This is a genomic window from Desulfonispora thiosulfatigenes DSM 11270 (assembly GCF_900176035.1).
Lineage (GTDB): Bacteria > Bacillota > Peptococcia > Peptococcales > Desulfonisporaceae > Desulfonispora > Desulfonispora thiosulfatigenes.
The window spans coordinates 136,065-149,869 of sequence record NZ_FWWT01000008.1 but is presented as its reverse complement, the minus strand read 5'-3'; the positions used below and the strand labels follow the sequence as shown (position 1 = coordinate 149,869).

Here is a 13,805-nt window from a genome sequence, read left to right as displayed (position 1 = left end):
TCATTGTAAAATTAAATTACCCTATAAAACAGATAAAAGGTCTGTTTTATAGGGCTTTTCATTATAATGGTAATAGTAGCAATCATTATAATATTGCCTGAAATTCAAATGTTTAAAAATCATTACCAAAACCACCACCAAAGTCATTATCAAAATTAGTATTATCGAAACTATCATTATCAAAACCATAATCAAAGTCATCATGGAAATCATTATCTAAACCATGGTCAATTCCATGATAGGATTCATCTATAACGATGTCAATACCCGGGTTGGTGTAGGGGTCGAAAGGGTCAAATTCATCTAATAGATGGTTCATATCTTCCTGTTCCATAAAATTATTTTCCATAGCGAATTCCTGTAATTGATCTAAATCCATATCTTGCATTTGGTCAATAGTCTGTTGCTCTAAGTTGTTATCATTAGTAAGTTGATCTAATAAAAACATTGTTGTCGCCCCGCCTACAGCAGCTGCCGCTACCGGGTTTTTAATTGAAGCTAATATTTTCTCTTGAAACTTTAAATTTTCTGTAAGCATTGCCATTCTTTTTTCGTGTTCTTCTTTTTGTTGCTTAAAAAGGTTAAGGACTTTTTTGACTACAACGCTAATAAGTGTTATAAATAATGTTATAAAAACCAAGATTTTAAACATATGTAGACCCCTTTCAGAATAAATGACGTTTTTCATATTTTATTAGTCTTTGTAATTATATACTAGTTAGCTATTGGTTGTTAAGATAAAGATGATAATATTGAGATGAGATGAAGGTTATGGGGTTAAAGATATTGGATATGAAAAGGATCAAATTTAAACAACCTAAACTTTATTGGGCAATTATTGCTGTATTTTTCATTATAATATGGGTAGTAGGGTTTCCTAAAAAACACAAAAGGTTAATAAGAAAATCGGTAGCAGGCATGTTAAAAGATGGAGATAATTCATCGATGATATGCAAAAATACCATGATAATTGGAGAAAATGATATAAAGGTTATTAATAAACACTCTACTGAAATAACATCAAGAGAAGGTATAAAAGAAGTAAAGGTTTATGATGATATGATACTTATTTATCTAAGTGGATTTACTGCACATATAGTTCCAACAAGATATTTAACTAAGGAAAATAAAGAGGATCTTTTAGATAAATTGGACATTTTTAGAAATATGACAATGATTCAATGAGCCAACTGTTGAAGAGTGGCTCATCTTCAAAGAGTATAAGAATTTATAAGTAGCAATATGGTGAAACTATATTATCCTATAAATCAGATAAAAGGTATGCCTTGGAATAGAATAATCTTAATTATCTTAATAGTTGTAATTTCTTATCATGGTTTTAAAACAACTGTACCAAAAGGAGCTTCTCAAAAGGGAGAAATAAGAAATAGCGAGGTTGAGTTTATTTATGATTTAACCTATGAGAAAAATGAAGCATTGGTTCATGAACAACATATTTTCCCTAAAATTAAGAAGATGATTAAAAATGCCCAAAATTTTATTGTAATAGATATGTTTTTATTTAATGATGATTATGATCATGAAAATGGTTATGAGAATATTTCTGGTGAATTAACAGATAGTTTAATTGAACAAAAGAAAAAGGTTCCAGGTTTACAAATTGTATTTATCACGGATGAAATTAATATCTTTTATGGTTCATATCCTTCGAAATATTTAGAAAGGTTAAGAAATAATGGTATTCAAGTGGTAATCACTGATTTAGAAAAAATGAGAGATTCAAATCCTTTATATTCAGGGTTATGGCGACCAGTATTTAAAAATCTAGATACAAAAGGGGAAGGGTACTTCCTAATCCCTTTAGCCCAGATTCCCCTAATGTTACGTTACCTTCATATTTAAAATTATTAAATATGAAAGCCAATCATCGGAAGGTTTTAATCACTGAAAATGAAGCCCTAGTCACCTCTTTTAATCCACATGATGCTAGTAGCAATCATTCTAATATTGCCATAGCGGTTAAGGGAGAAATAATTAATGATTTATTAAAAACAGAAAATGATGTTGTGAATTTTTCTGGGGGCAAACTTTTTAATTTTAGCGTTAATTATCCTGTGAAAGATGCAGACAAAGCACAAGTTGTTACTGAAGGTAAAATTAAACAAGAATTAATTAAAGAGATTAAAGACACTCAAAATGGCGATAAAATTCAGATGGCTATGTTTTATTTAGCAGAGCATCAAGTTATAAAGGAATTAATAATGGCTAGTGAGAGAGGCGTAGAAATATTGGAGATTATAATCTAGAGACAAATTTAAAAGTAATTTTATCAGTGGATAACCCTGAACTATAAAAGTAGAAAAATATTTTAAAAGAATATGGAATAATGAAGATGCAGAATACACCTTAGATTTTGAAGCTTATAAAGAAAACTCAGTAATAAAAAATATTTTATATAATATTCAGGAAAAGACAGGATTATCAAGTTTTTAATCTTAATCTAAGTTAGAGGTGAATTTGGGTGAATAAAAAAGCAAAAATACTTTTAATCAGCGTGCTTGGAATATTGATGATATTGCTTTTGACAGCATTAATTTTTTTGGTGAGCGTAAGAGGAGAATTTGTAAAACATTTGGATGAAAAATATCCTGACCTTTCATTTACGGTAGGAATTGCAAAGATTGATCCTATCTATGATAGTTTTTATGCAGAGGTAACTTGCTTAGATGACTATACCCCTTTCTTGATTTCTAGGGGCTTTAAATCACAGGATATTTATGAGGATTATCTTGAGTGTAAAAGCCAAAACGGGTACAATTCTAAAATTAATAATGTGTTTTATATGAGTGAGATCGAAAGTAAAATAAAAAGTGTTACAGGTTTAGGTAAAGAATTTTTTACAAATGATGCGATATATACTCAAATTAATATATATCTAGTAGATAATGCTGAACATATATCAGTTGCCAAAAAGGCTATGAATTTACTTGATGAGCACAATATATCAGCTGAAACAATAATATTGACATATGAAAAGGATAATCATGTTTACGAAATCTGGTTATCCTCAGATGATTACTCTTTAACTGAAAATGAAATAGAAGAAAAAGTAAAAAAAATCAAATGACTCCACTACCAAGGAATTTCATCCATATCATCACCACGTAAAAGAGGCAGCATTTTAGACTTAATTGGTTCGGGTACTTCTTTAAATTTTAGGTAGTCTATTTGTGTAATATCTACAGTATCAACTTTAAGTTTAAAAGCAAGCTCCCAGGCAGTATAGCTTTGGCTTTTTCTTAATTCTTTTATAGTTTTATTTCGATTCTTAAATTCAAAAAACATATTAACCAACCCCTAATCGGTAATCAAACATCTTTCAAAAGGATTCAATACAAACTATATAAAATCCTTTTATGATTAGACAGTAGTATATTGCTTTAATATGTAAAGTAAGAAAAAAATACCTTTTAGCTATTATTTAAAAAGCTTAGAAGGTATTTTTTTATTTATATGGAATTTTCATATAGGACATTTTTAGTGTATTATAGAAGCAGGAATCTAAAGAGGAGGACTTATTAAATGAAAAATGGATATGAGAGTTATTCAAACTTCGTGCAGATAGTTATTGATACAGATAAATGTATTGCCTGTTTTCAGTGTGAATTACTTTGTCCTGCAAATGCTATTACTGTTCAGGAAAAGGCTGTAGTAGATCATAAAATTTGTCGCAGATGTGGACATTGTTATGATATATGCTGTTCAGAGGCGATTTCTTTAAAAAAGAATAATTAACTAATAATAAGCTTATTCTTAATTAAAGCAGGGATTTGCAGCTTTAATTAGAGAGTAAGCTAATTTTTCTATATAAATAAACGATTACAATGAGGCGGGATGAGATGAAATACACAAAATATTTATTACTATTACTTTTTTTACTATTACCAACAAGCGCATTAGCACAAGCGGAAATTGGCATAGAAATAAATGGAAGTATAATTAAGACGGATAAACCAGCTATAATAGTTAATGGGAGAACTATGGTTCCAGTAAGGGCTATTAGTGAAAATCTTGGAGCTGATGTAGAATGGAATGGTGAAAAACAAACTGTTTTTATTAGCACAAATAATTATAATTATCCAGAGGTCTCTAATAAGGATAATAAAAAGAATATTAATCTTGTTTTAAATGGTAGAAATATTCCAACTGATCAGCCCCCAGTAATCACGGAGGGTAGGGTGTTAGTACCGCTTAGATTTATAAGTGAGGCATTAGGCGCAAAAGTTGATTGGTTAGATGAAACTAGAATAGTAAGAATTGATAAAACCTTTGAGCCTAGAGAGATTGTGAAATTATCTGAAGAGTCTATTGTGTCTCTTGAAGCATATAATACTCATGGAGATTTATTTGCATCAGGCAGTGGTTTTATTATTGAAGACTCTGGTAAAATTGTGACCAATTATCATGTAATAAAGGGCGCAACTAAAATAGATGTGATTCTATTAAACGGCAAAAAGCATACAGTTACAAATATTCTAAATTATGATGAGTACCGGGATATTGCAATTTTAAAAATAAATGCAGATAAATTAGCTAGTGTAAAGTTAGGCGATTCAGGTAGAGTTAGTTCAGGGGATAGAGTTATTGCTATTGGTAATCCGTTGGGTCTTCCTAATACTGTTAGCGAAGGACTAATAAGCAATAGCAAGCGCTTATTTGCAGGTCAAATGTTTCTACAGACTACTGCACCTTTATCTAAAGGTAGTAGTGGAGGGGCACTGATTAATAATCGCGGCGAGGTTATTGGGATTACATCAGCATTCTTTAGTACTGGGCAAAATATAAATTTAGCTATTCCGATTAATGACATAAAACCTTTTTTAAAGAATAATTTAAATATTGAGCTTAGAGACTTAATTAAACCTAGAGGGGAAACTGCGCTACCTGATGCACCACTAAACATCAATATAATATTTGACCATATAATTACTTGGGAAATTAATTATGAAAACGACATAGCTGGTTTCTATGTTTATACAAGTGATAAGAAGGACACAGGTTTTGAGAAAATAATTTTTAATAACAAAACTTCCTTATTAACTGAGCCGTATTTTTTACCTTATGTTCAGGAAAAGACCGATAAAAGGTATTATTATATAACCGCTGTTGATGCAAATGGTACGGAGTCGTCAAAGTCTGAAGTAGTAGCTGTCATTCCAGTTTTTGGAGAAGAAATATCATATCTTAATAAAGTTTATTACGGGCAAGTAGAAAAGGGACTTCCACATGGAGAAGGTACTATGTTTTGGTCCAATGGAGATATGTATGAAGGAGTTTTTAAAGATGGTAAAAGAGAAGGTAAAGGAAAACAACAATGGTTTAATGGAGAACTATATTTAGGTCACTGGCAAAATGATATGATGCAAGGTGAAGGGGCACTTTACGATCCAAACAATAATATAATTTATAGTGGTCAGTGGGTAGAAGATTATCCAGTTGATTTCAAGAATGAGAAAGAGAGTATAAATTGAATTAAGAACTGCAAATGCATGACTTACGCCAAGTTAGTCAGGTAAAATGGGGAGATAGAGATGTCAGTATCTACAAATGAAGTGAATAATTTATTAGTAAATAGTTATAATGCAAAAATAAACTCTAATTCTGAGAATAACAAGGATCAGGTAAAAGTAGCAGAAAGTCTTATGTTTCAAGCATTATTAAATCAAATTATTAAAGAGGATAGTAGTGATATAGTAACCAACTCGTTATTAACTGCTTTTGCGAGCCTTAATAACTTAGATACAGAAAGCTCATTAAATGCAATGCATAAGGTTCATCAAAGTGGTGCAATTATTAATCCTTCTGCATATACGTCCAGGTATAAAGCCCATCAAACTAGTAGTCTAGGGGGATTAGGTTCTATGTCGTCTAAATATGAATCCAACCTTAATCCAGGTGCTATTGCCAATAATCCTGGAGATCATGGCGGCAAATCCTATGGTGCGTGGCAGTTTTCCTCTAAAATGGGTTCATTAGATTCTTTTATTAATTGGTTAAAGAATAATCACCAAGATATTTATGCTACACTATCGAGTTCTAAAATAAAAGATGGTGGTAAACCTGGGCTTAATTTTGATCATGCTTGGTCTTCGATAGCTAAAACAGATAAAAGCAGATTTTTAAAGGCTCAGCATGATTATGTTAAGTATGCCTTTTATGAACAGGCTGCTAATTCTTTAAAGTCACGTTTTGGTTTTGATATTAATCAAAGAAGTGAAGCATTAAGAGAAAGTTTATTTTCTACTGCCGTGCAACATGGGGTAGGGGGAGCGGTTTCAATTTTTTCTAAACTAAATTTACAAAAAGATGATCGCACGATTATTAGCTCTTTATATAATGAACGACAAAAGGTAGATATATATTTTAAAAGTAGTTCGCCACAAATTAAAAGAAGCGTCTATAATAGATTTACTAAAGAAAAGATTGACGCCCTTAATATGTTAGATAAGGGGTTAGGCTAAATATTTGGTTATTTTTAAAAGAGATCCTTATTTAAAATGTCCTTTACAAAGAGTACACTTTAAATTATATAGGGTTTCTTTTTTTTACCTAAATTAAAGGGAATATTTAAAGGTTTAAAAATCTTTTCAACTTGTGCTATCATAGTAATAAAACAGTAAGGAGGCTAAAATGTTAGATATATTTAAAAATAAGTATGTATTAATAATGGCATTGGCGAAGATTACCTTGTTTTACTATCTACTAGGAAATAAGGTTAGCCTTGTTTTAATTTTATTATCGAGTGTATTTTTTATTAGCTTAATATATACAATTACCTCTAAAAAGACATTTTTGCTGGTTAATTTTATAATTTCTTTTTTAATGTTTGTGGATGTTATTTATATGAATTATTATAATCAATATTTAAGCTTTAGTTCTTTTAAACAGATTGGTCAATTATCAGATATTTCAGAAACTATTATGCTTTTAATTAAACCTACGTATTTTTTATTATTTTTAGATTTGTTTTTATCGCGTTTTATTCAAAAAGATACCTATAAGAAAAAGGTTTTTATAAAAGCATTTGCTCTAAATATGGTGATTATTAGTTTGTTAATCATTGATCCCTTGCAAGCTACCTCGGTGCAAAAGATAAGTAATCAAGAATTTTTTACGTACCATGTAAAAAATGCTTATAATATCCTAGTTGAGCAAAATTTAAATGATGCACGTATTGCTAAAGATTTAGAAAATAAAAAGCTAGTTACATCAGATGAAAATTCTAAACTGCATGGAGTGGCTAAAGGTAGGAATTTAATTATAATTCAAGTAGAGTCTTTTCAAAATATGCTAATTAATGCCAAATACAATAAGCAAGAGCTTACCCCTAACTTAAATAAATTAATTAAAGGAGATACAATTTATTTTAAAAACTATTACCAACAAGTAGGACTTGCTAATACTTCAGATGCTGAATTTATAAGTAATAATGCTCTTCATCCTAACATTTATGCCCAGACCTATGATCTATACAAAGATAATTATTACTATGGGCTACCATGGATATTAAAAGATGAAGGCTACAAGACACTTGCTTTTCATGCGTACAAAAAAGATTTTTGGAACCGCGCAGCAGCATATCCTAATCAAGGTTTTGATGAATTTATCAGTCAAGATGATTTTGATAATAATGAAATCATTGGTTTTGGTTTAAGTGATAGAGAGTTTTTTAAGCAATCTTTAGAGTATTTAGAAAAAGAAAAACAACCCTTTTATAGTTTTTTAGTAACATTAACGAGTCATAATCCATATGTTATGCCGATGGAAGAACAAAAAATTAAATTAAAAAATTAGATAAAAACAATATTTTTGGTGACTATTTACAATCTACTCATTATGTAGATAAAGTAATAGGAGAATTTATCGAAGATTTAAAAGTTAAAGGACTTTATGAAAATTCTATAATTGTAATTTATGGTGACCACTTTGGTTTAAGTGTTTATGATGATTCATTCTATAAAAACGTGAGTAACTTTTTAGGGTATGACTATGATTATGAAGATATGATGAATATTCCGTTATTAATACACATTCCTGGGGAAGATATTAATGAGCAGCCTGAAAACAATGGAGGTCAGGTAGATCTAATGCCTACTATTTTGAACTTAATGGGAATACAAAATATTAATCCTTATATTTATGGTCATGATTTATTAAATACAGATAATAATTTTGTTTTAGAGCAAATGTATATGCCAAGAGGTTCATTCATTAAAGATGATATAATGTTTTGTATGTCTGAAGATGGAATTTTTGAAAATGGAAGAGCTTGGAATAGAATCACGAAAGAACCCGTAGATGTAGAAAGCTGTCGTAAAGATTTCGAAAGAGTTTATAAGGAAATCGAGCAGTCAAATTATATTTTGAAAAAGGATTTATATAAAGAAGTCCTAAAAGGTAAAACGGGTAAATCTATAGAGCTGGAAAATAAAGATTTTTAGGCGAAATATTGTATACTTGACGTTAAGATATTGAAAGAAACATAAATTAAATATATGATGGACTTTATATATATTGGTACAAGGTGGTGGATTTATGCGTAATTTTAAAAGAGTTTTAGTAGCTAACAGAGGTGAAATTGCTATTAGAATATTTAGAGCATGTGCAGAACTTGGAATCAGAACAGTGGCTATTTATTCTAATGAAGATAAATGTTCTCTTTTTAGAACTAAGGCAGATGAATCTTATTTAATTGGTAAAAATCAAGGTCCAATTGAAGCATATTTAAGCATAGAAGAAATTATTGATTTAGCCCTTAAAAAGGGTGTAGATGCTATTCATCCAGGTTATGGATTCTTAGCAGAAAACACTGAGTTTGCAAAAAAGTGTGAAGAAGCAGGAATAGAGTTTATCGGTCCTAATCATATTATGATGGATAAATTAGGAGATAAAATTAAATCTAAGATTGTTGCCAAAGAAGTAGGTGTGCCTACTATTCCAGGCGTTGAAAAACCAATTAAATCAGAACAAGATGCTAAAGAATTTGCAGGTTTTTGTGGTTATCCAGTCATGTTAAAAGCAGCAGCTGGTGGTGGCGGTCGTGGAATGCGTATCGTAACTCGCGAAGAAGATCTAATTAATGAATTTAACAGTGCTAGAAGTGAAGCAAAAAAGGCTTTTGGTATTGATGATATTTTTATTGAAAAGTATTTAGAAAAGCCTAAACATATAGAGGTGCAAGTTATCGGGGATAAGTATGGTAATGTAGTGCACCTGCATGAAAGAGATTGCTCTATTCAAAGAAGACATCAAAAGGTTATCGAGTTTACGCCTTCGTTATGTTTAACTGATGAACAAAGAACAGCAATTTGTGAAGATGCTCTAAAAATAGCAAGAGCAGTTAATTATCGAAATGCAGGAACAATTGAATTTTTAGTAGATGCTCATGGAAATCATTATTTTATTGAAATGAATCCAAGAATTCAAGTAGAGCATACAGTAACTGAAATGGTAACAGGTATTGATCTAGTACAAACTCAAATCTTAGTTGCACAGGGATATCGACTGGATTCGCCAGAAATCGGGTTAGCTTCTCAAGAAGATATTAAACCTAGAGGATATGCTATTCAGTGCCGGGTAACAACTGAAGACCCTGCTAATAATTTTGCTCCTGATACAGGTAGAATTGATGTTTATCGCTCTGGTTCTGGTTTTGGAATTAGGCTTGATGGGGCTGAAGGTTTTGCAGGATCTGTAATTAGTCCATATTATGATAGCTTATTAGTAAAGGTAAGTGCACAAGGTAGAGATTTTGATGATGCGAGAAGAAAAGCAGTTCGTTCTGTAAAAGAATTAACTGTAAATGGTATTAAGACTAATGCAGCCTTTATTATTAACGTTTTAAACCATGAAATATTTAAAAAGGGTGACTGTGATACAGGATTTATTAGTAATAATCCTGAGTTATTAAATATTAAACCAAAAAGAGATTACGAACTTAGATTATTAAAGTTTCTCGGAGAAAAAGTTGTTAATGAAACAGATGGCATAAAAAGAGAATTTGATGTACCAATTATCCCAAGTGTAGAGAAACCTGCTGAACTTCGTGGAACTAAACAAATATTAGAAGAACAAGGTCCAGAAGGCGTAGTTAAATGGATTAAAGAGCAAAGAAAACTCCTTTTAACTGATAATACAATGCGTGATGCACATCAATCATTAATGGCAACAAGAATGAGAACAAGAGACATGATCAAAATAGCAAAACCTACTTCTGTTTTAGCAAAAGATTTATTCTCAGTTGAAATGTGGGGGGGAGCTACTTTTGATGTAGCGTATAGATTCTTAAGAGAATCTCCTTGGGTAAGATTAGAGGAACTTAGAAAAAGGATGCCAAACCTTTTATTCCAAATGTTAATTCGTGGAGCTAATGCTGTTGGGTATAAAAACTACCCTGATAATGTCGTTAGAGAATTTATTAAAGAATCAGCTCAAAGTGGTATGGATGTATTTAGAATTTTTGATTCTTTAAACTGGTTAAAAGGTATGGAAGTAGCCATTGATGAGGTATTAAAAACAGGAAAAATTGCTGAAGCTTGTATTTGTTATACAGGTGATATATTAGATGATAAACAAGATAAATATTCTTTGAATTATTATGTAAACTTGGCAAAAGAAATTGAAAAAACTGGAGCTCATATTTTAGCTATTAAAGATATGTCTGCATTATTAAAACCTTATGCTGCAGTTAAATTAATTAAAGCTTTAAAAAATGAAGTAGGTATGCCTATTCATCTTCATACTCATGACACAACAGGTAATGGTGTTGCAACCGTACTCATGGCAGCAGAGGCGGGTGTAGATATTGTTGATACTGCTTTTAATAGCATGTCAGGACTTACTAGTCAACCGGCCTTAAACTCTGTAGTAGCTTCACTTAAAAATACTGAAAGAGACACAGGTTTAAACTTGGAAGGAATTCAACAAATTTCTGATTATTGGAGTGACGTAAGACCGGTATATTATAAATTTGAATCAGATTTAAAATCTAGCACAGCAGAAATATATACTAATGAAATGCCAGGAGGTCAATATTCTAACCTCAAAGGTCAGGTAGAAAGCTTTGGACTTGGCTATAGATTTAATGAAGTAAAAGAAATGTATAAAACAGTAAATGAAATGATGGGCAATATTGTAAAGGTTACTCCTTCTTCAAAAGTAGTAGGAGACATGGCGATATTTATGGTGAAAAATGATCTTACCTCAGAAAATATTTACGATAAAGGTAAAGATATGGCCTTTCCTGATTCAGTAGTTGATTATTTTAAAGGTATGATTGGTCAACCAACAGGAGGATTTCCACCTAAATTACAAAAATTAGTATTAAAAGGTCAAGAATCTATCACATGTAGACCAGGTGAAATTATCCCTGCTGAGGATCTAGATGCAATTAAAAAGCTTTTAAAAGATAAATATCATCATTCTAAAGCAAATCAAAAAAGTGCTTTAAGTTATGCCTTATATCCTAAGGTATATGAAGAGTATATGGAGTACCTAGATGAATATGGTGATTTAAGTCGTATCGGTAGTGATATCTTTTTCCATGGTCTTTCTGAAGGGGAGACTTGTGAACTAGAAATAGCAGAAGGAAAAATCCTTATTACAAAACTTTTAAAAATTGGAAGTACTGATGCAGAGGGCAATAAAACATTAGCATTTGAAGTAAATGGTAATAGGAGAGAAATTAAAATTCATGATAATGCTTCGAAAATTGCCGTGCCAGAGCATGCAATTCAGATGGCTGATCCAGAGAACAATATGGAAGTGGGAACTAGTATTCCAGGAACAGTTTTAAAAGTTCTGGTAAAAGAAGGCGATGAAGTAAAGGAAAAGCAAAGCTTAATTATCATTGAAGCTATGAAAATGGAAACAAATATTACTGCTAATGTTAGCGGTACTATAGATTCCATTCTGGTAAAAGAAGGGCAACAAGTAAAAACTGGCGAATTATTAATGAAGTTAAAATAATATATAATAAATAAGATTAAAATCCGGACGTTTTAAATTGAATAAAAGCCGGCTAATGGAAACTTTAAAAGTGCCATTACCCGGCTTTTTTCTGTGTTTTCAGAGATGGGAAATTTTTATTAATATATAATATAGGAGAAAAATCAGACTAAAAACTGGTTATTACCCTTTGAAATATGATATTCTAATATTAATTGTCTAAAAGGAGGAAATATTATGTCAGCAAAAAAAGAAGTAAAATTATTTGAACCGTATGAAGTAGGCGATGTCATTGTATTTTTAACCAGTAAAACAAGTGCTAAGGTAGTAGATATAGACTGTAGATGGGAGCTAGAAGCTACGACCACAGGTTGTGAATGTTGTACTTATCAGTGGCGCTCTAGAAGTAATAAACACTTTAAATGCAGGCATATGGAGGCTCTCTTACACGTACTTAATAATGGGGAGTAGATATTATTAAGAAGGGGTGAAAAATAAATGCACATCGGAACTAAAAGGTTACAAGAGCCCTCGGAGCTAAGAGAGTTAGCTAGGGATAGTTTAGCGGGCAAGTGGTCTCTGGCCGTAGCAGTATGCTTTGTAGCCTGGATATTAGCTGATGCCTTTACGTCTGGAAATACCACGCGAGAGTCTACAGAATTATTCAAATTTGGTAATGGCTCATTTTTTATTAATTATTCCTTTACTTCTATAGGTAATATTATAAATTTAATTTTAGGAGGACCCATTGCTTTTGGAGTAGCTAGTTTCTTTCTCAAGTTGATTAGAGAAACAGAACCAGAATTTATGGATTTATTTTCAGGACTTTCGTACTTTTTAAAAACATTTGTTTTGGATATTGTGACAACTATTTTCATAATTTTATGGACACTTTTATTTATCATTCCCGGTATTATAGCCGCCCTTAGATATTCGATGGCTTATTATATCTTAAATGATAATCCTGAGTTATCTGCTTTAGAAGCGATAACTCAAAGTACAAAAATCATGATAGGGCATAAAATGAGGCTATTGACTCTGTGGCTAAGTTTTGCAGGCTGGTTTATACTTTGTCTACTTACAGTAGGAATCGGATTTTTATGGTTTATTCCCTATTTAAAAGCAACAGAAGCTCACTTTTATGAAGAACTAAAAAGCCTTTAGTTTGTGAGAATTTTATTATTAGGTGAAATTGAATAAAATATATTAAAATAAGGAGGAAATGCAATGGCTAAATTAGGAGTTAAAGGAACAAAGACCCTTAAAGGAATCCATCTTTTTTTTGTCTGTGCATGGCTTGGGGCAGGTATTTCTTTATTTATGTTAGGTTTATTTAAAGGAAGTATTACTAATGGTGATGAACTGTATGCTATGAACCTGGCTACGAAAATTATTGATGATTATCTTATTATCCCAGCCGCTATGGGCACTCTACTCACAGGAATTATTTATTCTATTTTTACCAGATGGGGATTTTTCAAATTCAAATGGATAACCTTTAAATATATTATTACAGTAGCGCAAATTTTATTTGGTTCTTTCTTTTTAGGACCTTGGCTAAATGAAGCGATTAAAATTGTAGATCTAGAAAGAAGTGCTGCCCTTCAAAATCTTACATATTTACATAATAGTCAAATGAATTTATACCTTGGAGCAGTGCAAATGTCCTTATTAGTAGTTGTCATTTTCATCTCTATATATAAACCCTGGGGAAAAAAGAAAGTGGAAGGTTAAGAGTGAATTAATGGTAACAAGGAAAGCAACAATAAAGGTTTATAATTGTTAAAATTAAATTATCTGTCTACTTTACATGAGCCAGTTCATTTAGGCTCTTTTTT

The 13,805-nt window shown here is 31.1% G+C and carries 15 protein-coding genes; 13 read left to right on the top strand and 2 right to left on the bottom strand.

What is annotated here, in order from left to right; translation table 11 throughout:
- Positions 1-112: 112 nt before the first annotated feature.
- Entirely contained in the window at positions 113-652 is a 540-nt protein-coding gene (locus tag B8965_RS02525) for a hypothetical protein (RefSeq protein WP_084052298.1), read from the bottom strand.
- 140 nt (positions 653-792) lie between these two features.
- Between B8965_RS02525 and B8965_RS02520 the strand changes: the two genes are divergently transcribed.
- From B8965_RS02520 to B8965_RS02505, 4 genes are all read left to right on the top strand, one after another.
- Complete coding sequence (locus B8965_RS02520; protein ID WP_207651162.1) at positions 793-1,185, top strand: YcxB family protein; 393 nt, start codon at positions 793-795, stop codon at positions 1,183-1,185.
- A 96-nt stretch (positions 1,186-1,281) separates the two neighbouring features.
- Positions 1,282-1,863: a phospholipase D-like domain-containing protein gene (locus B8965_RS02515; RefSeq protein WP_159446253.1), complete on the top strand. Its 582-nt coding sequence runs from the start codon at positions 1,282-1,284 to the stop codon at positions 1,861-1,863.
- Between the two features lie 11 nt (positions 1,864-1,874).
- Complete coding sequence (locus B8965_RS02510; RefSeq protein ID WP_084052295.1) at positions 1,875-2,267, top strand: phospholipase D-like domain-containing protein; 393 nt, start codon at positions 1,875-1,877, stop codon at positions 2,265-2,267.
- 215 nt (positions 2,268-2,482) lie between these two features.
- Positions 2,483-3,088: a hypothetical protein gene (locus tag B8965_RS02505; protein WP_084052294.1), complete on the top strand. Its 606-nt coding sequence runs from the start codon at positions 2,483-2,485 to the stop codon at positions 3,086-3,088.
- Between the two features lie 5 nt (positions 3,089-3,093).
- On the opposite strand, the gene B8965_RS02500 is transcribed toward B8965_RS02505, so the two are convergent.
- Positions 3,094-3,306: a transcriptional regulator gene (locus B8965_RS02500; protein ID WP_084052293.1), complete on the bottom strand. Its 213-nt coding sequence runs from the start codon at positions 3,304-3,306 to the stop codon at positions 3,094-3,096.
- A gap of 237 nt (positions 3,307-3,543) precedes the next feature.
- On the opposite strand from B8965_RS02500, the gene B8965_RS02495 reads away from it, so the two are divergent.
- The 9 genes from B8965_RS02495 (at position 3,544) to B8965_RS02455 (ending at position 13,701) form a co-directional block, all read left to right on the top strand.
- Positions 3,544-3,756 carry a 4Fe-4S binding protein gene (locus tag B8965_RS02495; protein ID WP_084052292.1) on the top strand — a complete coding sequence of 71 codons (213 nt, stop codon included), beginning with the start codon at positions 3,544-3,546 and terminating at the stop codon, positions 3,754-3,756.
- 104 nt (positions 3,757-3,860) lie between these two features.
- Complete coding sequence (locus B8965_RS02490) at positions 3,861-5,492, top strand: stalk domain-containing protein (RefSeq protein ID WP_159446252.1); 1,632 nt, start codon at positions 3,861-3,863, stop codon at positions 5,490-5,492.
- 60 nt (positions 5,493-5,552) lie between these two features.
- The gene (locus B8965_RS02485; protein ID WP_084052290.1) at positions 5,553-6,482 is read left to right on the top strand and encodes a VgrG-related protein; all 930 of its coding nucleotides are present in this window, start codon (positions 5,553-5,555) and stop codon (positions 6,480-6,482) included.
- A gap of 169 nt (positions 6,483-6,651) precedes the next feature.
- Entirely contained in the window at positions 6,652-7,815 is a 1,164-nt protein-coding gene (locus B8965_RS12905; RefSeq protein ID WP_084052289.1) for an LTA synthase family protein, read from the top strand.
- On the top strand, positions 7,803-8,462 hold the full coding sequence (locus B8965_RS12900; RefSeq protein WP_084052288.1) for a sulfatase-like hydrolase/transferase: 660 nt from the start codon (positions 7,803-7,805) through the stop codon (positions 8,460-8,462). Before B8965_RS12905 ends, B8965_RS12900 begins: the two co-directional genes overlap by 13 nt.
- Positions 8,463-8,556: 94 nt before the next feature.
- Entirely contained in the window at positions 8,557-11,988 is a 3,432-nt protein-coding gene (locus tag B8965_RS02470; protein WP_084052287.1) for a pyruvate carboxylase, read from the top strand.
- Positions 11,989-12,204: 216 nt separating this feature from the next.
- A complete protein-coding gene (locus tag B8965_RS02465; protein ID WP_084052286.1) occupies positions 12,205-12,438 on the top strand; it encodes a hypothetical protein in 234 nt (77 codons plus the stop codon).
- 27 nt (positions 12,439-12,465) lie between these two features.
- Positions 12,466-13,131, top strand: coding sequence for a DUF975 family protein (locus B8965_RS02460; RefSeq protein WP_084052285.1), 666 nt, complete (start codon positions 12,466-12,468; stop codon positions 13,129-13,131).
- 63 nt (positions 13,132-13,194) lie between these two features.
- Positions 13,195-13,701, top strand: coding sequence for a hypothetical protein (locus B8965_RS02455; RefSeq protein ID WP_084052284.1), 507 nt, complete (start codon positions 13,195-13,197; stop codon positions 13,699-13,701).
- The last annotated feature ends 104 nt before the right edge of the window (positions 13,702-13,805 follow it).